Annotated in this window: 21 protein-coding genes; 3 read left to right on the top strand and 18 right to left on the bottom strand. The window is 36.0% G+C overall.

Annotation, left to right across the window (positions count from 1 at the left end):
- Positions 1–42 precede the first annotated feature (42 nt).
- The 5 genes from JMI89_RS06100 to JMI89_RS06080 all read right to left on the bottom strand — a co-directional run bounded on the left by JMI89_RS06100 (position 43) and on the right by JMI89_RS06080 (position 4489).
- Positions 43–972, bottom strand: coding sequence for a branched-chain amino acid transaminase (locus JMI89_RS06100; protein ID WP_220679568.1), 930 nt, complete (start codon positions 970–972; stop codon positions 43–45).
- 59 nt (positions 973–1031) lie between these two features.
- Positions 1032–1253, bottom strand: coding sequence for an ACT domain-containing protein (locus tag JMI89_RS06095; RefSeq protein WP_187754654.1), 222 nt, complete (start codon positions 1251–1253; stop codon positions 1032–1034).
- Between the two features lies 1 nt (position 1254).
- On the bottom strand, positions 1255–2970 hold the full coding sequence (gene ilvG, locus JMI89_RS06090) for an acetolactate synthase 2 catalytic subunit (protein WP_220679788.1): 1716 nt from the start codon (positions 2968–2970) through the stop codon (positions 1255–1257).
- 371 nt (positions 2971–3341) lie between these two features.
- The gene (rnz, locus tag JMI89_RS06085; protein ID WP_220679567.1) at positions 3342–4262 is read right to left on the bottom strand and encodes a ribonuclease Z; all 921 of its coding nucleotides are present in this window, start codon (positions 4260–4262) and stop codon (positions 3342–3344) included.
- Complete coding sequence (locus JMI89_RS06080) at positions 4262–4489, bottom strand: YccJ family protein (protein WP_187754652.1); 228 nt, start codon at positions 4487–4489, stop codon at positions 4262–4264. Before JMI89_RS06080 ends, rnz begins: the two co-directional genes overlap by 1 nt.
- 151 nt (positions 4490–4640) lie before the next feature.
- On the opposite strand from JMI89_RS06080, the gene yaaA reads away from it, so the two are divergent.
- The 3 genes from yaaA (at position 4641) to JMI89_RS06065 (ending at position 6789) form a co-directional block, all read left to right on the top strand.
- On the top strand, positions 4641–5426 hold the full coding sequence (gene yaaA / locus JMI89_RS06075; protein ID WP_220679566.1) for a peroxide stress protein YaaA: 786 nt from the start codon (positions 4641–4643) through the stop codon (positions 5424–5426).
- 170 nt (positions 5427–5596) lie between these two features.
- Entirely contained in the window at positions 5597–6388 is a 792-nt protein-coding gene (gene map / locus JMI89_RS06070) for a type I methionyl aminopeptidase (RefSeq protein WP_187754650.1), read from the top strand.
- Between the two features lie 206 nt (positions 6389–6594).
- Positions 6595–6789 carry a hypothetical protein gene (locus JMI89_RS06065; protein WP_187754649.1) on the top strand — a complete coding sequence of 65 codons (195 nt, stop codon included), beginning with the start codon at positions 6595–6597 and terminating at the stop codon, positions 6787–6789.
- Positions 6790–6924: 135 nt separating this feature from the next.
- Here JMI89_RS06065 and yfbR read toward each other — a convergent pair whose 3' ends face one another.
- From yfbR to murE, 13 genes are all read right to left on the bottom strand, one after another.
- Positions 6925–7521, bottom strand: coding sequence for a 5'-deoxynucleotidase (gene yfbR / locus JMI89_RS06060; protein ID WP_187754648.1), 597 nt, complete (start codon positions 7519–7521; stop codon positions 6925–6927).
- 81 nt (positions 7522–7602) lie between these two features.
- Complete coding sequence (lpxC, locus tag JMI89_RS06055; RefSeq protein ID WP_187754647.1) at positions 7603–8517, bottom strand: UDP-3-O-acyl-N-acetylglucosamine deacetylase; 915 nt, start codon at positions 8515–8517, stop codon at positions 7603–7605.
- A gap of 70 nt (positions 8518–8587) precedes the next feature.
- A complete protein-coding gene (gene ftsZ / locus JMI89_RS06050) occupies positions 8588–9727 on the bottom strand; it encodes a cell division protein FtsZ (RefSeq protein ID WP_187754646.1) in 1140 nt (379 codons plus the stop codon).
- Positions 9728–9844: 117 nt separating this feature from the next.
- A complete protein-coding gene (gene ftsA / locus JMI89_RS06045; protein WP_187754645.1) occupies positions 9845–11098 on the bottom strand; it encodes a cell division protein FtsA in 1254 nt (417 codons plus the stop codon).
- 16 nt (positions 11099–11114) lie between these two features.
- Positions 11115–11942, bottom strand: a complete 828-nt coding sequence (locus JMI89_RS06040) for an FtsQ-type POTRA domain-containing protein (RefSeq protein ID WP_187754644.1) — start codon at positions 11940–11942, stop codon at positions 11115–11117.
- Positions 11943–12164: 222 nt separating this feature from the next.
- Positions 12165–13073, bottom strand: a complete 909-nt coding sequence (locus JMI89_RS06035; protein ID WP_187754643.1) for a D-alanine--D-alanine ligase — start codon at positions 13071–13073, stop codon at positions 12165–12167.
- Complete coding sequence (murC, locus tag JMI89_RS06030) at positions 13073–14536, bottom strand: UDP-N-acetylmuramate--L-alanine ligase (protein WP_187754837.1); 1464 nt, start codon at positions 14534–14536, stop codon at positions 13073–13075. The genes JMI89_RS06035 and murC overlap by 1 nt, the downstream gene beginning before the upstream one ends.
- A gap of 76 nt (positions 14537–14612) precedes the next feature.
- Complete coding sequence (gene murG, locus JMI89_RS06025) at positions 14613–15668, bottom strand: undecaprenyldiphospho-muramoylpentapeptide beta-N-acetylglucosaminyltransferase (RefSeq protein ID WP_220679565.1); 1056 nt, start codon at positions 15666–15668, stop codon at positions 14613–14615.
- A complete protein-coding gene (gene ftsW, locus JMI89_RS06020) occupies positions 15665–16819 on the bottom strand; it encodes a cell division protein FtsW (protein ID WP_187754641.1) in 1155 nt (384 codons plus the stop codon). The genes murG and ftsW overlap by 4 nt, the downstream gene beginning before the upstream one ends.
- The gene (gene murD / locus JMI89_RS06015; protein WP_220679564.1) at positions 16820–18145 is read right to left on the bottom strand and encodes a UDP-N-acetylmuramoyl-L-alanine--D-glutamate ligase; all 1326 of its coding nucleotides are present in this window, start codon (positions 18143–18145) and stop codon (positions 16820–16822) included. It lies immediately after the preceding gene.
- A gap of 101 nt (positions 18146–18246) precedes the next feature.
- On the bottom strand, positions 18247–19329 hold the full coding sequence (mraY, locus tag JMI89_RS06010; RefSeq protein ID WP_187754639.1) for a phospho-N-acetylmuramoyl-pentapeptide-transferase: 1083 nt from the start codon (positions 19327–19329) through the stop codon (positions 18247–18249).
- A 3-nt stretch (positions 19330–19332) separates the two neighbouring features.
- Positions 19333–20691, bottom strand: a complete 1359-nt coding sequence (gene murF / locus JMI89_RS06005; RefSeq protein WP_220679563.1) for a UDP-N-acetylmuramoyl-tripeptide--D-alanyl-D-alanine ligase — start codon at positions 20689–20691, stop codon at positions 19333–19335.
- 2 nt (positions 20692–20693) lie between these two features.
- Complete coding sequence (gene murE / locus JMI89_RS06000) at positions 20694–22250, bottom strand: UDP-N-acetylmuramoyl-L-alanyl-D-glutamate--2,6-diaminopimelate ligase (RefSeq protein ID WP_187754637.1); 1557 nt, start codon at positions 22248–22250, stop codon at positions 20694–20696.
- Positions 22251–22303: the final 53 nt, after the last annotated feature.

Here is a 22303-nt window from a genome sequence, read left to right as displayed (position 1 = left end):
GTTAATGCAGAATGTTTATTCTGCATTTATTATCTATCGATTTTATTTTACTGCATCAAGCCAGTGGTATTTATCAGCAGTTGTACCATTGAATAATCCGAAGAAGGCTTGTTGAATTTGTTTGGTGATCGGTCCACAGCGCCCAATTCCAACTTGAATACCATCAATACTTCGTACTGGTGTGATTTCTGCTGCAGTTCCAGTCATGAAGACTTCATCCGCCAGATAAAGTGATTCACGAGAGAGTGTTTGTTCACGGATTTCAATACCAAGATCTTTCGCCAGAGTTAGAATAGCATCACGCGTAATGCCCGGTAACGCAGCTGATGTTAAGGTTGGAGTGAAAAGAATATTATTTTTCACGATAAAGATATTTTCCCCTGCCCCCTCTGAAACATAACCATGTACATCAAGCGCTATCCCTTCTTGATAACCATGACGACGCGCTTCACTACCAACTAATAAAGAGGATAAATAGTTGCCCCCAGCTTTTGCGGCGGTCGGGATAGTATTTGGTGCTGAACGATTCCAAGAAGATACCATCGCATCAATCCCTTGTTCTAATGCTTCAGCGCCTAAATACGCCCCCCATGGAAAAGCGGCAATAATTACATCTGTTTTATATCCATCTGGCGGATTCACCCCCATTCCCACATCACCAATAAAAACTAATGGTCGAATATATGCACTATTTAAATGATTTTTAATTAAGGTTTCACGTGTTGCTGCCATTAATTCGTCAACTGAATAACTCATTGGCATGCGATAGATTTTTGCTGAGTCATGTAAGCGTTGCATATGTTCACGATGACGAAAAACAGCTGGACCATTAAGGGTGTCATAACAACGTACTCCTTCAAAAACAGAAGTGCCGTAATGTAATGCATGTGACATAACATGAACTTTAGCTTCGCCCCATTTTACCATTTCACCATTAAACCAAATATAATCCGCTTTTACAGTTGTTGCCATTTTATTATCCCTCTAATTTGTCACTTAAATATATCGTTTAATTTTTATATTGATTATGATTAATCAATTGCCACAATATCAGCCAATTTAAGTAGCTGATTGATTATTTGCGTTTTGTTTTTACTATTAATGAATTTAAATGTGATTAAAAGCTGTTGCGATGAAGCAACGTTCATATTCATTGATTGAATATTTCCGCCTCGATGGCGAATAACACGTAATATTCGCTCTAATGTCCCTGGTCTATCATAAGCTTTAACGATTAATTCATAATTTTCCATCTTAAGCGTCTTCCTTATTTAATGAGTCTAACATATCGTGATTAGCAGCTCCGGGTGGAACTAATGGCCAGACATTTTCCATTGCATCAATTTTTACATGCAGTAAAAATGCGCCTTTACTAGATAATAGCTGATCGATAGCTGGTAAAACCTGTTCTTTTTCAGAAATGGTGATACCAGGGATATCAAATGCACGCGCTAAAGTGATGAAATCGGGATTATCTGATAAATCCGTTTCACTGTATCGTTCATTAAAAAAGAGTTGCTGCCACTGACGAACCATTCCCAAGCGTGAATTATCAATAAGCACAATTTTGACCGGTAAATGTTTACGTTTAATGGTGGTTAACTCCTGAACATTCATCATAAAAGAACCATCACCAGAAATGCAGATCACACAGCTATCCGGTTGAGCCATTTGCGCACCAATGGCAGCAGGTAAACCAAACCCCATTGTGCCTAATCCACAAGAACTAATAAACGAATTTGGTTGTTTAAATAACATATGTTGCGCCGCCCACATTTGATGTTGACCGACATCAGTGGTAACAATTGTTTTCACAGCATGACGTGCTAGTATTTTTTCTGATAGCTGTTTTAGCAATAATGGTGCATAAATCCCTTTTCCTGGATGATCGTATCGGGCTGGATAAAGCGATTTAAGTTGTAATATACGTTCTCGCCAAGCAGTGATATCGATTGAACAATTTAATAACGGTAAAACCGTTTTAGCATCAGCCGCAATGGCAACGTGAGCTTGCTTTAATTTACCAAGTTCAGCAGGGTCAATATCGATATGAATCACTTTGGCTTGGCTGGCAAAATGATTCAAATTACCGGTAACGCGATCATCAAATCGCACACCTATCGCTATCAGTAAATCACTTTCTTGTACTGCAAGATTCGCCGATTTAAAACCATGCATGCCAACCATACCTAAATAACATGGTTCATTTATATCAAGACTCCCTAATCCCTTTAAGGTAGATACTGCCGGTAACGCTGTAACTTTTATCCAGTGCCGTAATTCAGCAACTGCATTTGCCATAATAATACCACCACCAATATAAAGCATCGGTTTTTTAGCTTGAGCAATCATTTGATTTGCAGTTTGAATGGTTTGTAATACAGAAGAGGAAAGTGAAGAGGATTTAGATATCGATTGTGCTGGCGTTACAGGTTGGTGATAAATTGACTTGTGACAATAATGTTGATAATCATGCTTGGCTAATTGAATATCTTTAGGTATATCAATCAGTACCGGGCCGGGACGCCCCGAATTTGCGATAATAAAAGCTTGCTCAATGATATCGGGTAAGGATGTTGGATCATTAACTAGGAAACTATACTTAGTACAGCCCATTGACATACCTAGCATATCGACCTCTTGAAATGCATCCGTACCAATCAATGCACACGGAACTTGTCCGGTAATCGCCACTATTGGTACAGAATCAACTAATGCATCGGCTAACCCTGTTAATAAATTTGTTGCACCCGGCCCCGATGTTGCAATACAGACCCCAGTTTCACCAGTTGCTCTTGCATAACCAATGGCGGCAAATGCAGCTCCTTGCTCATGACGACATAAGACATGCTCCAAACCACCATCATATAGTGCATCATATAAAGGCATTATTTGACCACCAGGATAGCCAAAAACGGTTTTAACACTATGCTGTTTTAATGATCGAACGATCCATTGTGCGCCTGTCATCATTATTCCAATCCCCTGTTTTATTATCTGCTTAATAAAAAAAACCCCTGCAACTTTGCGGGGGTTTTAAATTGTCGTTCTGACATTTTAACTTAATAGCGCCCCCGCGTCGGTACAATGACCACGCTAATAATGCTAATGAGGACGATAAGAAAGCTAAATAAATTCATGAAAATTTGGTGTCTGTTAACTGATTAATTATGTTTTTATATACTTTAAATTTATTAATACAACACTATTGATAACTAAAATAAGTACCTATTTAAAAATACTCGCTTTTCATAAAAGTGCAACTTTTTTTTAGCAATTTTGTTTAATTATCTTCTTTTATAACAATTTACCCAAAATATAACAACGGGTAATCTTTAAATTCAAACTAGATTCACTTGAAATAAATCATACGCTATATCCGTTTGAGGAAAGATTTGTCGACATTCGGCTAATAGTGACTCATTATCCGATAATCCATACCTTGTACTAATATGCGTAATGATCAGTCTTTTCACTTGACATATTTTCGCAATATTAGCAGCATCAACCGTCGTTGAATGACCGACTAATTGGGCCTTTTCTTGTAACTCGTGCTTAAAAGTTGCTTCATGCACTAATAAATCAACTTCACTGGCTAATCTTATTGATGCATCACAAGGCGTCGTATCGCCCAAAATAGCAATTTTAAAACCAGGTTTTTTCCCCAACCAATAATTTTTACCATCAAGTATTTTACCATCTGGCATAGTGATGATTTTCCCTTTCTTTAGCTCACCATACAAAGATCCGACTGGTATATTTTCGGTTTGTAATTTAACAATATCTAATTTGGGAGCCCGTTCAGCTTCCTCAATACGATAACCAAAGCACTGAACTCGATGCGCTAATTCATCACAATAAATCGTTACCTGTTCATCTTTATAGAGTGTTGTAGCTTGCTCAATCTCTACAATTTGCAAGGGATAGGTCATCATCGAACAAGAAATATTAAGCGTCATCTCAATAAATTGTCTTATTCCTTTTGGACCATAAATAGTTAAAGGCATTGCATGCTGATTCAAAGAACGGCTGGCCAATAAACCGGGCAAACCGAATATATGATCACCATGTAAATGGGTTATGAAAATCTTCTCCAGCTTGGATAAACTGATTTTAGCTTTCAGCATTTGATGCTGAGTGCCTTCACCACAATCAAATAACCATAAACGATTTGATCGAGCAGTAAGCTGCAATAGTGAGGCTGAAACATTCCTTTCTGTTGTTATTGTACCGGCACTAGTGCCGAGAAATGTCAATATCACTAAATATTTTTCCGTTCAATGGTTTGTTCTCCCCAAAACAATTGATCTTGATCTGTTTTTGAAAAAGCCAGCGGTAATACTTCATCACTACCTTCTTCCCAAATTTTTTCAGCTAGTGTTTCATCATAGTTGGCCAATTCAAAAATTGCTTCAGCTATTTCAATAGATGTTTGACGTGTTGTTGCCCAAGATTTAATTTCATGTGCTTCTTTTTTACGCGGATTCATAATTCATCTCCTTAAAAATATTAACTTTTATCCATAATACTATCAAATTTTATGCATTACGAATAAAAAAATATCTATTCCTAAAATTAGTTAAATTTTTGGTTATTACATAGCATAATATTGATAAATTTATTCAACCGATTTGAGAATTATGCTAATTTTACTTTCACCATCGAAAACCCTTGATTATGATTCGCCCTTAATCACGTCAAAATATACGCAACCAGAATTATTGCATTATACCCAACAATTAATCGCATATTGTCAACAATTGACAATAAGCGAAATAGCGAAATTGATGAAGATTAGCCCCAAATTAGCTGAACTTAATTATCAGCGCTTTCAAAATTGGCAAGCTAATTCCACACTCAAAAATGCAAGGCAGGCAATATTAGCTTTTAAGGGGGATGTTTACGAAGGGTTAAACGTAGAGGATTTTTCGTCATACGATTTGACATTTGCCCAAAAACATTTACGAATATTATCTGGTTTATATGGATTATTAAAACCATTAGATTTAATTCAAGCTTATCGCTTAGAAATGGGAATTAAACTGAAAAATGGTCACAATGAGAATCTTTATCAATTTTGGAATAATGTCATTACAGATCTTCTCAATCAACAATTAGAGGCAACTGAATGCATGATCAATCTTGCTTCCAATGAATATTTCAAAGTAATTAAATCAAAGCAGTTACATTGTCGTATTATTGAACCTATTTTTCTCGATGAAAGTAAAGGAAATTATAAAATCATCAGTTTTTATGCTAAAAAAGCTCGTGGATTAATGAGTCGTTATATTATAAAGCATCAACTATCGCAAATTAAGGATATACAATCATTTAATCTTGGTGGTTATCAATTTGTTAAACAATTATCCGATGAAAACCGATGGATATTTCGACGCAGTCAACAACAAGCTCAAGCTTTGTCTTAGTCATTGATTTGATGAAGATAATGCTATTAATTTGATAAATTGGTTATTATCTCGATAATACCGATAAAAAATGACTTATACTTTTAAGAAAACGATGCTTAATCGGTTTATTATAAGATGAGAAATAATTATGCTACTATAGTAGGCAATTTATAAATAAGGATATTCTTATGGCTATTAGATTAAAAACTCCTGAAGAAATCGAGAAAATGCGAGTTGCCGGTAAATTAGCTGCCGAAGTTCTCGAAATGATTGAACCCTATGTCAAACCCGGTATTTCAACTGGTGAACTCGATCAAATATGTTATGAACATATCGTTAACGTGCAAAAAGCAATTCCAGCAAATATTGGTTACAGTGGTTATCAACATACCAGCTGTATTTCAATTAATGATGTTGTATGTCATGGAATTCCGAGCTTTGAAAAAAAAATCAAAGACGGCGATATCTTAAATATTGATGTTACTGTTATTAAAGATGGTTACCATGGTGATACATCAAGAATGTATATTGCAGGGAAACCTACCATAACGGGGAAGAAATTGTGTGAAGTGACACAAAATAGTCTTTATGAAGCGATCAAAATTATAAGACCAGGGGTTCGATTACGTGAAATTGGTAAAACCATTCAACAATATGTTGAATCTTTTGGTTTTTCAAGTGTACGTGAATACTGTGGTCACGGTATTGGAGAAATTTATCATGATGAACCGCAAGTACTTCATTACAATGCTGACGATGGAGGTGTAATTTTACAATCAGGGATGACATTCACCATTGAGCCAATGGTAAATACTGGCGACTGGCGTACACGAACGATGAAAGATGGTTGGACTGTCAAAACTAAAGATCATGGATTATCAGCACAATATGAACATACCATTCTGGTTACCGATGATGGTGCTGAAATCTTAACTTTGCGTTCAAACGAACAATTTCCCAGAATCATAACCCATAAATAATTCAGTTTGATATTTATATATGATAATGCTCTGCGATTTAAAATATTTCAGTTTAGATCTCAAATTAATTATTAGGTTTATATGAGTTGTTAGATTAGTAAAGTTGGCAATTTCTTAAACATAAAATGAAAAAATGAGCGCATGCCCTTTTTCGAAAATTTGATTGCGATTTTGATTTACTTGGTTATGCTTAGTATTTTTAGCTCGTGATTACCGACAACAAAAAATCTTCAATAAATATTAAAAATATAAAAAAAGGGCATACTGCCCTTTTAATTATTAATCATACTAAAAATTATTTCTTTTTAGCTGGTGCTTTTGCTGGAGCTTTTGCTGGTGCTTTTGCTGCATCTTTAGTTGCTGGAGTTTTAGCCATTTTAAAATCCTTAGTTAAGATTTAATTAAGTGGTTGAATATTATTTAATATTCATTAACTTTATACATCTAAGAAAGCAAAAATTCAACAACTATTTGATATATTTTAATTTTTTTAATTAAAAATCAATTTTATCATAAATCTAAATCATCGAAATTGATTACTCTGAGGTAATTTCATCAAGTGATAAATTGAAACTTGGGACAAATATTTGCATAAAATATTCCATTTCGGGACTACTTCGCTCAGATAATGTCTTCTTTAACCGTTGTTCCGCTAATTTGAATTCATTATTGCCAGCACTTAATTCTTCTATTGTTTTTAGATAAGCGCACAATGCATCAGCTTGTTTAACGATATGCTTTTCTTGCTCTGAATAATAATCATCATTAATTAATGGGCGAAAATCATCTTGTAATTCTTCAGGTAACATAGCAATTAATTTATTTTGAGCAATTTTTTCAATCTTTTTATATTCAACCGTTATTTGTGGATTATAATACTTAGTAGGTGTAGGCATATCGCCAGTCAATACTTCTGAACTATCATGATACATTGCTATTAATGCAATACGTTCTGGATTGACGTTACCGTTAAATTTACGATTTTTAATAATTGCTAGTGCGTGTGCAACAAATGCGACTTGTAGACTATGTTCAGATACGTTTTCTGTTCGAACGTTCCGCATTAATGGCCAACGATTAATCAGTTTTAATCGCGAAAGATGTGCAAAAAAGTGGCTTTGATTTACTGTCATGGTTTTCACTTTTATTTAATAAATAAAAAAACGCTTCCATTTTATTACATGAAAGCGTTTTATCAGAAAAAAGAAGCAAAATTAAGCTAACACTAACGATTGTGTTGTTAATGCAACTGGTACAGATTGAACATCATCAAATGTCACCATTTCCCATGCTTCTTGCTTAGCTAATAAAGCTTGTAATAACTGATTATTTAATGCATGACCCGATTTATAACATATCACTTGAGCCAACATATTATGACCACACATATATAAATCACCAATGGTATCAAGCATTTTATGTCTTACAAATTCATCTTCAAATCGTAAACCATCTTCATTTAGTACGCGATAATCGTCTACCACTATCGCACAATCAAGGCTACCGCCCAAGCAAAGACCTTTCGATTGTAACATCTCAATGTCACGCATAAAACCAAATGTTCTGGCACGACTAATCTGGCGGATAAATGATTCTGAAGAAAAATCAATCTGATAACGCTGAGAACTACTATCAATTGCCGGATGATTAAAATCAATAGTGAAATCTAATTTAAAACCACTATATGGTCTAATTTCTGCCCATTTATCACCATTTTCAACACGAACCATCTCTTTAACACGTAAAAACTTCTTAGGCGCAGATTGCTCTTCAATACCAGCATCCAATAATAAGTAGATAAATGGGCTAGCACTGCCATCCATAATTGGAATCTCGGGTGCATCAACTTCTATAATTAAATTATCAATACCAAGACCAGCTAAAGCAGCATTAATGTGCTCTACAGTCGAAATACGAACATTATTTTCATTAACGAGACATGTACACAACATTGTATCACGCACTGATTTGGCATCTACCGGAAAATCAACGGCTGGATTTAAATCAGTTCGACGATAAATAATTCCTGTATTATCCGGCGCAGGGCGTAACGTCAGTGTCACTTTCTTACCTGTATGTAAGCCAACACCGGTCGTTTGAATTTTGCTTTTTAATGTTCTTTGTTTCACTTTGCACCTATTGTTTCGCTATAATAACGCTCTTAACTATTCGACAATAACTTTATTCAAAAAGTTCCCATTAATCCGCTTGCTTACGCAAAAATGCCGGAATATCTAGATAATCTTCTTTACTTACCGCGGCATTAGTTTGATCATTTACAACTTGTGCTTGTTTTGCTTCTTGTGGAAGCGGAGTCGCCGGCGCAGCCTGATGATAAATCGGTCTTTGTGGAATTGTCTGCACTATTTTGACTTCTGGACGTTTGTCCATACCGATACCAGTAGCAACCACTGTAACACGAATTTCTTCACTCATTTCAGGGTCAATTGTTGAACCGACTACAACGGTAGCATTATCTGAAGCAAATGCTTGAACAGTACGTCCTACCGTATCAAACTCTTCCAAACTTAAATCAAAACCGGCGGTAACATTGACTAATACGCCTCGGGCACCTGATAAATCAATATCTTCTAATAATGGGCTAGATATGGCCATTTCCGCTGCTTCTTCAGCGCGATTGTCACCCGATGCTTTACCCGAACCCATCATGGCATAGCCCATCTCTGACATAACCGTTCTAACATCAGCAAAGTCAACATTAATAATACCTGGTTTAGTGATTAACTCAGCAATGCCTTGCACTGCCCCCATTAATACACCATTAGCCGCAGAAAACGCATTTAAAAGTGTAACACCACGACCTAACACTTTTAATAATTTATCATTAGGAATTGTAATTAGAGAGTCAACATGTTTAGCAAGCTCAGCAATACCTTGCTCAGCAAAAGCCATACGTTTTTTACCTTCAAAACCGAATGGTTTTGTTACAACAGCAACCGTCAAAATACCTAATTCTTTAGCGATTTCAGCCACTACAGGTGCTGCCCCTGTTCCTGTTCCGCCACCCATACCTGCAGCGATAAAAACCATATCTGCACCTTCTAATGCACTGCGGATGACATCGCGATCTTCTTCAGCTGAAGTTCTGCCAACTTCGGGATTTGCACCTGCGCCCAAACCTTTAGTGATATTGCTACCAATTTGAATTGTTTGACCCACTTTGATTCTTCTCAAAGCTTGTGCGTCCGTGTTAGCTGCAAAAAACTCTACACCTTCAATATGTTCCGTAACCATGTGTTCAACGGCATTACCACCGCCACCGCCAACACCGATAACTTTAATAACTGGCTCATTTGATGCAACCATAGGTTCAAACATAATTACTCTCCAAATTTACGTACTCTGCGCGTATAAAAATCGCTCTGCGGATATATTACAGTTAAGCGTAAGTAAAGTCACGCAAAGAATGAATTAATATGATAAAAAAAAACCTAGCTAAAATTCCTTCTTAAACCAACCCGTTAAACGTTTAGCTAGTACTTTAAGTGATGACCGATTTCTAATATCGCTATCATCATTTAATAAACTTTGTTTTCCATAGTGTAAAAGCCCAACAGTCGTTGAACAATAAGGTTTTTGCACATAATCCGTTAAACCAGAAATATTTAACGGATACCCAATTCTCACTTGGTTTTGAAATACTTTCTCTGCACATTCAACAATTCCTTTAATTTGTGCAGCCCCACCGGTTAATATTATACCTGCGGCTAACTGATGTTTAACATTTTGTTGTTTTAAATTTTCTTGTAATACTGTTAACTCTTTTTGCACTAATGATAATAATTCGATATAACGGGGTTCGATAACATCTGCTAAGGTTTTACGCTGTAATGTTCGGGAAGGTCTACCACCTACACTTGGCACATCAATGACCTCATCTTTACCGACTAATGCACCTATTGCACAACCATATTTAATTTTAATATTTTCTGCATCCATTGGTGGTGTACCAAATGCGTAAGCAATATCGCTGGTTACCACATTACCGGCATACGGTATTACAACCGAATGTCTTAATGCTCCACCAGTATATACGGTAATGTCCATGGTACCACTTCCCATATCAATCACACATGCCCCTAACTCTTTTTCATCATCTGTTAAAACCGCATCACTCGAAGCTAAACCAGAAAAAATCAACTGATCTACTTTCAGTCCACAGCGTTCAACTGCTTTAACAATGTTCTTTGCCATGTCATTATGACAAGTAATTAAATGAACTTTAGATTTGATTCTTACCCCAGATAAACCGATCGGATTTTTAATACCTTCTTGTAAATCAATAGAATATTCCTGTGCAATCACATGCAAAATTCGATGCTCATCTAAAATGCGTACTGACTTTGCTGTATGAACCACATTTTCCACGTCATCGCTACTGACTTCACCTTCAGCTATTGGCACCATACCAATTTCATTTTGACAACGGATATGCTTACCTGATAATGCAAGATAAACGGAAGAAATTTGACAATCAGCCATTAGTTCTGCTTGATCAACCGCTCTTTGTATTGATTTGACAACTGATTCAAGATCATTAACGCCACCTTTGTCTACCCCTTTTGAAGGACAATGACCTACGCCGATAATATTAACAATACCATCCGGTAAGACTTCACCAACAAGGGCAAGCACTTTCGATGTCCCAACTTCCAGTCCAACTACTAACTTTTTATCTGTTGCTTTCATACTTAGCATATCCTAATTATGATTCAATTTTCTGTCTTTTAACAGCAATGCCATTGTCATAGCGTAAATCGACTTCACTGATTCGTTCATTTCTAGGAAGATCAGCTTGAATATTTTTGAAAAAACGGACAAATCGTTTAAATCTATCCCCAATATACTCTCTTCCTAATGTTACTTTAATATCTTTATTATTTGCACAAACACCCTTAAAACATGGTTTTAACAATAATTGCCATGCATTACGCTCATCTGCTAAAGCTATATCAATATAAATTTGATAATCTCTTTTAGATAATTGATTAGCGATTGCTTCTAATTGTCTATAATTATCTAAAATTATCTTTTCTTTACCGATCGGTCCAAACAATCTCGGTAAATTTTCTTGTATTTGTTCGTCAGGTACATTAAATAAATTACCATCATCATCTAATAAAAAGACCTCGTTCCAATAGAATTTAGGTTTAAACTCAACAATATTCACAATTAAACGATCTGGCCACTGCTTACGAACACTTACTTGTTTTATCCATGGTAAACGTAAAATTTCTTGTTGGATACTATCAACATCTTGACCAATATAGGTATTAGGTAATCCTAAATCCATGATAGCCTTACGTACATCTTGTTCCGTAGTAAATCGTTTATCACCCGTTAAGATCAACTGAGATAAAATAACTCGTTCAGGATCATCAATCCAACTCTTGACAGTTATTACACTCCAACTACAAGTTACGATCACTATAACAAAGAAAATAAAACCTAAAAATTGCTCAAAATCAGCAAACATAAACACCTTTTTTTTCCTGATATCTTTTCTTTGTGCTGCTTGCTGTGGTTTCTTCATATCAAAATATCTTTATATGTAATGTACCAAAGGTTCTTTAGTATGTTTGTAATAACAAAAATAATGCCATTTATAACTAAAAATCTGTCAAAATCGTATTCATCACTAAGTCATTACAGTCATCGTCTTAATATGACGATAATTCATAAAAAATTCAATATTTTTATATACTTATAATATCTTGAATATGTATTTTAAAAAAGTTTAAGCAAAAAAATTGAGTTAAATTTTTGCTAATAATAAAATTTGATAAACTAAATCATCAAATGACCAACCATATTGTTTAGCTGCCATCGGCACTAAACTATGATTAGTCATACCTGGTGCCGTATTCACTTCAAGTAAATGTGGTTTACCTTCGTCATTAAACATCACATCAACACGTCCCCAACCGCGACATCCAACCGCTTGATAGGCTCGCAAAGCTAATGACCGTAGCGCTTGTTCCTGTTCAAAATCAAGCCCACTTGGGCAAAAATACTGTGTTTCATCCGATAAATATTTTGCATTATAGTCATAAAATGTTGCGCTTGGTTTGATTCGGATTGATGGCAGAACTTCCTCACCAACAATAGCAACAGTATATTCAGCACCGGATAAAAATGATTCTACCATCACTGCATTATCATATTGAAAGGCTTGGTTTAGTGCTTGCTTCAATTCTTGTGGGGCATTCACTCGGCTCATGCCCACGCTTGAGCCTTCATGACTTGGCTTTACAAATAATGGTAAACCTAATTGATCAACAATTTTTTGAACATCATAAGGTTGATCTTTCTCAATCATCACATAATCAGCTATAGGAAGATTTGATGATTGCCATACCTGTTTAGTTTTTAACTTATCCATCGTTAAAGCAGAAGATAAAACATCACTACCTGTATAAGGAATATTTTGATATGTCAAAATAGCCTGTGTTATACCATCTTCTCCACCACGTCCATGTAGCGCAATAAAAGCTTTGGTAAAACCATCGTCCTTTAATTGCATAATTGAATAATCTTGAGTGTCAATACCATAAGCATTAACACCTTTTGCTAATAGCGCTTTTAAAACAGCTTGGCCAGATTTTAAAGAAACTTCACGTTCAGCAGAAGTTCCACCAAATAATACTGCGACTTTCTCCGCCATTATTTGTTACCCTCTAAATAAGATTGTTCTGAAAATAAACCAGTAGCTGATAAATTGCGTGCAATTTTACCAACACTTCCTGCACCTTGAGTTAATAATAGATCGCCACCTTTTAAAATCGATGCCATTACTTCTGGTAACATTTGTAAATCGGAAACATAAATTGGATCAATTTTACCTCGATTACGAATCGTTCGACATAGCGCCCGACTATCTGCACCCGCTATCGGTTTTTCACCGGCTGGATAGACATCCAACATAATCAATATATCCACTTGTGATAAAACATTGGCGAAATCATCGAAGAGATCACGAGTTCGTGTATAGCGGTGCGGTTGAAATAGCATCACTAATCGTTTATCACTCCAACCATTTCTTGCAGCCTGAATGGTGGCATTAACTTCACTTGGATGATGACCATAATCATCCACCATCATCACTTCTCCACCAGCTGGATGCGCAAAGTTACCCAAGAAATCAAAACGACGGTTTGTACCACCAAAATTCGCTAATGCCGTTAATATTGCCTGATCATCAATGCTATCCTCAGTAGCAGCAATAATCGCAGCTGTTGCATTAAGCGCATTATGTTTTCCTGGCGCATTAAGATCTACAATTAATTCTGGTAATCCTCGACGACATACCGTAAAAAAACTACGATTTAATTCTTGTCGATAATCTTTAATAACAACATCTGCATTATTATCAAAGCCATAAGTAATAATTTTTCGACCAACAATCGGTAACAGTTCACGATTGATTGGATCGTCATAACACATAATCGCTAAACCATAAAAGGGCAAATTACGTAAAAAAGAAATAAATGTATTTTTTAAATTATCGATATTTCCTTTATAAGTATCCATATGATCCGCTTCAATATTAGTAACAATCGAGACCATAGGTTGTAAATGTAAAAAAGACGCATCGCTTTCATCTGCTTCAGCAATAAAATAGCGACTATTACCTAAGCGTGCATGAGTACCTGCCGCTTTAACTAAGCCACCATTAACGAAAGTTGGATCCAATTTTGCTTCTGCATATATTGCTGTTACCATCGCAGTAGTTGTAGTTTTGCCATGAGTTCCGGCAATTGCAATACCATAACGGAAACGCATCAATTCCGCTAACATTTGTGCGCGTTGAATAACAGGAATTCTTGCTTCAATCGCAGCAATAACTTCAACATTATCCGAAGAAATAGCTGAAGAGATCACCACCACGCTAGCTCCCAAAATATTTTTCGCATCATGACCAATAATAATTTGCGCGCCTAAGCTGGCTAAATGTTGTGTCACTTGATTTTCTGCGATATCTGAACCGCTGATGTAATAACCTTCATTAGCTAATACTTCAGCAATTCCCCCCATACCGGCCCCACCAATACCAACAAAATGAATATGTTTGACACGTTTCATTTCAGGGATCATCATTCTCAATTGAGCTAATTGTGTTGCATTAATATTCATGTTTAATTCGTTCATTTAATAAAGTTATCAATAATGTAATATCATTTCCCTATATGTTACGTAATTTGCTTTACGCAACACACGCTTTAATTGCTTGAGCCACTTGTTCTGAAGAATCAGTTATTGCTAAAGAACGTGCTTTTGTTGCCATTTCCAATAATTTTTTATGATCAAGTGTTGTTAATACTTCAAGCAAATTTTCAACGGAAAAATCCCTTTGTTCAATTATCACTGCTGCGCCGACATCTTGTAATGGTTTTGCATTCCAATACTGCTGACGATCTTTATGCATAAATGGCACAAAGATCGCTCCCAAACCAACTGCTTCGATTTCGCTTACTGTTAAAGCCCCACTGCGACAAATAACAATATCAGCCCAATTATAAGCTTCAGCAACATCATTGATGAATTCAATAACACGATTTTCTGTCAAGTTTATACCATCATAAGCAGATAACACTGCATCTTTAGCTCCTTTTCCAGTTTGATGGCAAATAATATAATTTTTTGCTAGCTGTTTAAATGCTTTTGGCACGATATCATTTAATATTTTTGCCCCTTGACTTCCCCCCATAACCAATATTCTAATCGGTCCGGTATGTTCAGCTAAACGTAGATTTGGTTCAGCTAATGCTAACACATCTTCACGCACTGGATTCCCTACTACTTTGGCATCTTTGAACGCTGAAGGGAAAGCTTGCAAAACCGTAGTAGCAAACTTTGCTAACCATTTGTTTGTTAAACCAGCAACACCATTTTGTTCATGCAATACAATGGGAACACCACAAATCTTAGCGGCTAATCCACCGGGACCTGATACATACCCTCCCATACCTAACACGACGTCAGGTTGATAAGCTTTAATAATTCGTCGTGCTTGTATTACAGCTTTCAATATCCGGACTGGTGCCAATAATTTTGCTAGAATCCCTTTACCTCGAATACCTGTTATTTTAATAAAATCAATTTCGATACCATATTGTGGAACTAACTGTGCTTCCATGCGATCAGCTGTGCCTAACCATCTTACTTGCCAACCTTCTTTAATGAGTTGTTGTGCAACAGCTAATCCAGGAAATACGTGACCTCCTGTTCCACCTGCCATTACTAATAATTTTTTTGTCATTTTACCGCCCTAACTCGTGCTTGGATGCCTTCTTGACGAAACTCAAAATCAATGCGTAATAATATTGCTACTGCCAAACACATAATAATTAAACTCGAACCACCGTAACTAATAAACGGTAATGTTAAACCTTTGGTTGGCAACATCCCTGAAGTAACCCCAACATTCACAAAAGTTTGAAAACCAAACCAAATGCCAATTTGGCATGCTAAATAACCAGAAAAAAGTGAATTAACGCTTAAAGCCCGATAACCTATAGAGAGTGATTTAAAGGTTAAGAAAAATAACAAAGCTAAAATACACACCACACCAATAAAACCTAACTCTTCGGCTAAAATTGCAAAAATGAAATCAGTATGAGCTTCAGGTAAATAACCCAATTTCTGTACCGAATTACCTAAGCCCTTGCCCCAAAATCCACCATACCCCATTGACATTAAGGAATTAGTTAATTGATAACCTGAACCTGATGAATCTTTCCATGGATCAAGAAAGGTAGTAAAACGTTTCATTCGATATGGCTCAAATAGAATCAATAATATCATTGAAAAAATTCCATTAGCCAGTATAGCAATAAACTGCCAAACTCGAGCTCCAGCGATAAATAAAATACCTAATGTAACAAAAAACAATACGATTACCGTCCCCAAATCTGGTTGTTTTAATAAAAGAACCGACAAAACTGACATGACGGTCATCGGTTTAAAAAATCCCCAAAAACTACTTTGAACTTCACTGGTTTTGCGTGACAGATAGCTAGCCAAATAACAAAATAATGCTAATTTAGACAGTTCAGCAGGTTGAAAATTAAATATACCTAATGGTATCCATCGCGACGCACCTTTTATTGAAGACCCAACAAACAGAACAACAACTAACATTCCAATAGTAATTAATAGTAGCGCAATACTTGCTTGTTGCCAGCGTAAAATAGGAATATATAGCACTAAGAGCATAATACTTAATGCAATACCCAACTGAATAAACTCACGCTGCGTATAAAATAACGGGTTTGCCTCACTGATTGACATTGAAGCTGACGTTACCATAATGACACCAAATATGATTAAACCAATGATGGTCCATAACAATGAACGATCATAAAGAATATTTTGTGCATCAACATATTGCCGAACATGAAATAATCGCATTTAACCATGCTCCTGGGCTAAACTAGTAAATACTTGACCACGCTCAATATAATTCTTAAATTGATCCAAACTAGCACAAGCTGGCGAAAGTAGCACTACATCATTAGCTTTAACAAGCTTTGCTATCTCAATGATTGCGTCAGCCATCGTATCTACAACGGTTGTCACTTCAGGTCTCAATTTTGCCAATAAAACTTTATCACGACCAAAGCAAAAAATCCTGATTTGGGGCCTAATTAAATGGGGTAAAAGTGGGGTAAAATCTGCTGCTTTACCATCACCACCCAGTAACAAATATAATGTACCGCTACATACCACACTCGTTAATGCTGCTACTGTACTACCGACATTGGTCGCTTTTGAATCATTTATCCATATTACACCGCGGTTTTTAAATGCCAATTCAAAACGATGCGCCAGACCTTTAAAGTTAGCAATCGCAGGTAGACTATTTGCTCTATCGATATCCAAACAATCAGCGATGGCAAGTGCGGCTAATGCATTAAGGTAATTATGAACACCAATTAATTGCATATTCATCGTATCAAGTACTTTTTGATTATCAACCATTAAATACCGCAATGTGGGATCTAAATGATATCTACCATTATGCAAACCAAATTCAATACAGTTCGCATCCTTTGGCTCATTAGTTGGGTAAGTTAATTTATCGTCATGATTAACTATACAATTGTCCGCAAGCCGATAGATGCGTTGTTTAGCTGCGGTATATTGCATGATTCCTTCTGGATAGCGATCCATATGGTCTTCAGAAATATTTAAAATCGTTGCTACAGTGGCTTGTAAGCTGGAGGTTGTTTCTAACTGAAAGCTTGATAATTCTAGAACAAAAACAGCATAATTCTCATTCAATAATGATAAAGCTGGTTGACCAATATTCCCACCAACACCAACATTTATACCGGCTGCTTCAACAATTGCTCCGACCAAACTAGTTACCGTTGTTTTACCATTTGCACCGGTTATTGCAGCAATTTTTCTATTTTTTAGTTGATTAACTTCACGGCAAAACAATTCAATATCACCAACGATTTCAATGCCTTTAGCTTGCGCTCGTACTAATTCCGGAGTTGATAATGCAATTCCTGGGCTTACAACAATTAAATTAGCGTTAAGTAACCAATTGGAATTCAAACTACCTAAATGATATTCAACTCGAGGATCAAGCTCAGCTAAACCATTTGGGTTTTGCCGGGTATCTATAACTTTTGGTATCACATTTTGAGCAATAAAATAATTAACACAAGACAAACCGGTGACACCGAGTCCAATTATTACTACATTTTTACCGTGATATTTACTCATTTTATTGCCTTTACTTCGTTATCGTTATATTTTTATTTTTTTCAATAACTAATTGTGACTATCGTGTTACTTTTTATACCTAACTGGATTTCTTTTACTCATTACCGCAATTTTAAAGTGACTAATCCAATTAAAACTAACATTAATGATATTATCCAAAACCGTACAATAACACGTGGTTCTGGCCAACCTTTCAATTCATAATGATGGTGAATTGGTGCCATGCGAAAAATGCGCTTCCCTCGCAATTTAAAAGAACCTACTTGTAAAATGACGGATAAGGTTTCAATGACAAAAATACCGCCCATAATAACTAATAAAAATTCTTGTCTTAATAAGACTGCGATAATACCTAATACCCCGCCTAGCGCAAGCGAGCCAACATCGCCCATGAAAACCATAGCAGGATACGTATTGAACCACAGAAATCCTAATCCAGCACCAACAATTGCCATGCAAACAATCATTAACTCACCACTATGACGGATATAGGGAATATGCAAATATTCAGCAAAATTTACATTACCGGTCGTCCATGAAACTAATGCAAAACCACCAGCAACAAATACAGTTGGCATAATGGCAAGACCATCCAGACCATCGGTTAGATTGACAGCATTACCCGCGCCAACAATTACAAAATAGGTAAATACTATATAAAACATTCCTAATTGTGGCATCACATCTTTGAAAAATGGTAGAACTAAGGCTGTAACCGCAGTATCTTTACCATATACATACATACCAAAAGCGACGAGTAACGCTATGACAGATTGCCAGAAATATTTCCAACGAGCTATCAATCCGCGAGGATCTTTACGTACCACTTTTAGATAATCATCGGCAAATCCAACTAATGCAAAACCAATTAAGACAAATAACGTAACCCAAACGTAAGGGTTAGACAATTCTGACCATAATAAAACCGAAATAGTGATAGATGAGACAATTAATGTTCCACCCATTGTCGGTGTACCTTTTTTGCTTAGATGACTTTCTGGTCCATCATTGCGCACAACTTGCCCAATTTGTAATTTTTGTAACCAATCAATCACTCTCTGTCCCATCAACAATGATATGATCAAAGCAGTTAATAATGCAAAGATTGCTCTTACCGTTAAATAAGAGAATACATGAAAAAAGGAGATATATTTGACTAAATAATTAAATACCCACGTTAACATAATCTATTCCTGATTATTCACAATAATTTCTATGATTTCTTCCATTTTGGCACTACGTGAACCTTTAACTAATAAAGTCACATATTGCTTTTCCTTTAATAATTTCAATAAAAATGAACACACTTCGGATTTACTTTTAAAATGATGGCCAACACCGCTAAACCGACTAATAAGTTCACTATTGCTACCGACACTTACCACACAATCTATTTGCGCATGTTTAGCTTCTTCGCCTACCTGTTGATGACATTTTTCAGCATCTTTACCTAATTCAGCCATATCACCGACGACCAATACACGATAACCCGATTGTTGAGCTAAAACATGAATACCAGCGGTCATCGAACCCACATTAGCATTATATGAATCATCCAAGATAAGTTGTTTAGCATTTAAAGCGATAGGGTAAAGTCGCCCTTTAACGGCGGTTACTTGCTCTAAACCTGCTTTAATTTGTGTTAAATTAGCACCAACAGACATCGCCAATGCAGCAGCAGCGACAGCATTAGAAACATTATGCAAACCTATTAACGGTAAACGGATTGTCATCTCGCCATTTGGCGTATGAAGTACAAATGTAGAACCATCTAGCTGAACTATTGATTTAGCATAAAAATCAGCATTTTCATTCTGCAATGAAAAAGTATAGATGACATAATTTCTTACAGCATCAAGCCATTTTGGTGAATAACTATCTAAATTTATTATGGCCGTACCATCCTCGGTTAATCCTTTAAAAATTTCCCCTTTAGCTTGCGCTACCCCTTCTATTGAACCAAATCCTTCTAAGTGTGCTGCTGCAATATTATTAATTAAGGCAGCTTGAGGTTTAACGATTTGGGTAGTATAAGCAATTTCACCGATATGATTTGCGCCCAGTTCAATTACGGCAAATTTATCATTTTCGGTTAAACGACATAAGGTTAACGGTACTCCGATGTCGTTATTAAGATTTCCTTGTGTAAATAAGGTCTGACCACATTGCGCTAAAATAGTCGCTGTCATCTCCTTTACAGACGTTTTACCAGATGACCCTGTTAATGCAATTACTTTTGCATTTGATTGTAATCTTATCCAAGCGGCAACTTGTCCAAGTGCCTGATGGGTATTTTCAACTACGATTTGTGGTATATTTTCATCGATGACATATTCAGTGAGCGCTAATAAGGCTCCTTCTGCTATACTCTGTTTTACAAAATGATGACCATCAAATTTTTCACCTTTTAGCGCAATGAACAAAGCACCAGATGATATTTTTCGCGAATCAATGGTTATTGAATTGATGAACGCTTGATCATTGCTAATGGCAATGGATTGTCCATTAACGATTTGTTGCAATTGGGTTACCGTTAATTTCATCATAGTCATATTCCCAAAAGCCGACATACAGTTTCTCTGTCAGAGTAATGATACTTTTGCTTACCAATGATTTGATAATCTTCATGACCTTTTCCTGCAACCAAAATAATATCTTTTTCTTGTGATTGTGTAATTGCATAAGCAATAGCTTGTGTTCGGTCTTTAATAATTTGCCATGTCATTAATTTTGTAAATCCTTTTAGAATATCCGCTACAATCTCATCTTGATCTTCAGTGCGTGGGTTATCGTTAGTGACAATAATATTATTAGTATACTGCTCAGCAACTTGAGCCATCAAAGCACGTTTACCTTTATCGCGATCACCACCACAACCAAAAATCACCCATAGTTTACCATGACAATGTTCTTTGGTTGCTGATAGTGCTTTATCTAATGCGTCTGGGGTATGAGCGTAATCAACAATAACGGTTGGTTTATGTACGGCAGTAAAAATTTCCATACGCCCACTAACTGGAACTAAACGTGCTGCAGTATCGACTAATTCTACAAATGGATAGTTAAGTGTTAACAATGTAGCAAACGCCAACAATAAATTAGAAACATTAAACGCTCCAAACAATGCACTAGATAATTGAGCTTTACCATAACTTGATTCTAGTTCAATAGTGATACCTTTATCATGATAAGATACTTTCGAAACACCAATATAAGCTTTGCCGAATGTTTTAATAATCGATAAGTTTTCCGGTTTGGATGAAACCACCACAACATCATTTAAAACAGAAATCCATTGTTGTCCAACCACATCATCATAATTAATAATTCGTTTACCGGGGCTTTTTACAGCACTTTCTTCTGCATTCGGAGAAAAAAGTGACCACTTCGCTTGTTGATAATTTTTCATGGTTTGATGAAAATCGAGATGATCACGACTTATATTAGTAAACACCGTAGCAGCAAAAGTGATCGCTTTTACGCGATCAAGCACTAAACCATGTGATGAAATTTCCATCGCAACCAATTTCACATCATTTTGATAAAAATCAGCCAAATATGCTTGTATCTCCACTGGAGATGGAGTTGTATTTGCTGATGGGGTTAAATGATTATATACACCATTACCTAGGGTTCCTAAAACAGCTGTTTTTTCACCTAATAACTCAACCCATTGTGCTATTAATTGGCTAATAGTAGTTTTACCATTTGTGCCGGTAACACCAACAACTCGTAATTTCTCCGAAGGATGATCATAAAAATCATCGGCAAGCGCTGACAAATATTTTGATAATTGATAAATATAAATCAATGGTGTGTATTTATTTTGTTGAGTATAAAAACCGATTTTTTTATCCTGCTGTTTATCATCTGTTTCAATGAGTACGGCAATGGCGCCAGCAGCTATCGCTTGTGGTATAAATTCCTTACCATCAACCGTGTAACCTGGTAAAGCAATGAAGATATCGTTAGGTTTAATCAGGCGACTATCCATTTTAAGTTGATTAATTTTCTCTGCCATATAAAATGACATCATGCCTACCTGCTCAACCGGTAGTTCAATATTGAAATAATGAATTAATCTTTGTAAATCATAATGCGCCATACTTAAGCCATCATCCATTGTTAAATTAAATATTTTCTTTAAATGATAAATCA

The sequence above is a fragment of the Frischella sp. Ac48 genome, from assembly GCF_019641635.1.
Taxonomy (GTDB): Bacteria; Pseudomonadota; Gammaproteobacteria; order Enterobacterales; family Orbaceae; genus Frischella; species Frischella japonica.
This window is presented reverse-complemented; position numbering and strand designations above follow the sequence as displayed.

Bases quoted from the DNA above. Each gene is read 5' to 3' on its own strand.
- JMI89_RS06100 (WP_220679568.1), bottom strand. From the start codon at position 972: ATGGCAACAACTGTAAAAGCGGATTATATTTGGTTTAATGGTGAAATG.
- mraY (WP_187754639.1), bottom strand. From the start codon at position 19,329: ATGTTAACGTGGGTATTTAATTATTTAGTCAAATATATCTCCTTTTTT.
- JMI89_RS06035 (WP_187754643.1), bottom strand. From the start codon at position 13,073: ATGGCGGAGAAAGTCGCAGTATTATTTGGTGGAACTTCTGCTGAACGT.
- murE (WP_187754637.1), bottom strand. From the start codon at position 22,250: ATGGCGCATTATGATTTACAAAGATTAATTCATTATTTCAATATTGAA.
- ilvG (WP_220679788.1), bottom strand. From the start codon at position 2,970: ATGACAGGCGCACAATGGATCGTTCGATCATTAAAACAGCATAGTGTT.
- JMI89_RS06080 (WP_187754652.1), bottom strand. From the start codon at position 4,489: ATGAATCCGCGTAAAAAAGAAGCACATGAAATTAAATCTTGGGCAACA.
- murD (WP_220679564.1), bottom strand. From the start codon at position 18,145: ATGAGTAAATATCACGGTAAAAATGTAGTAATAATTGGACTCGGTGTC.
- map (WP_187754650.1), top strand. From the start codon at position 5,597: ATGGCTATTAGATTAAAAACTCCTGAAGAAATCGAGAAAATGCGAGTT.
- ftsA (WP_187754645.1), bottom strand. From the start codon at position 11,098: ATGAAAGCAACAGATAAAAAGTTAGTAGTTGGACTGGAAGTTGGGACA.
- ftsW (WP_187754641.1), bottom strand. From the start codon at position 16,819: ATGCGATTATTTCATGTTCGGCAATATGTTGATGCACAAAATATTCTT.
- yaaA (WP_220679566.1), top strand. From the start codon at position 4,641: ATGCTAATTTTACTTTCACCATCGAAAACCCTTGATTATGATTCGCCC.
- JMI89_RS06095 (WP_187754654.1), bottom strand. From the start codon at position 1,253: ATGGAAAATTATGAATTAATCGTTAAAGCTTATGATAGACCAGGGACA.
- murG (WP_220679565.1), bottom strand. From the start codon at position 15,668: ATGACAAAAAAATTATTAGTAATGGCAGGTGGAACAGGAGGTCACGTA.
- JMI89_RS06040 (WP_187754644.1), bottom strand. From the start codon at position 11,942: ATGAAGAAACCACAGCAAGCAGCACAAAGAAAAGATATCAGGAAAAAA.
- yfbR (WP_187754648.1), bottom strand. From the start codon at position 7,521: ATGACAGTAAATCAAAGCCACTTTTTTGCACATCTTTCGCGATTAAAA.
- murF (WP_220679563.1), bottom strand. From the start codon at position 20,691: ATGATGAAATTAACGGTAACCCAATTGCAACAAATCGTTAATGGACAA.
- ftsZ (WP_187754646.1), bottom strand. From the start codon at position 9,727: ATGTTTGAACCTATGGTTGCATCAAATGAGCCAGTTATTAAAGTTATC.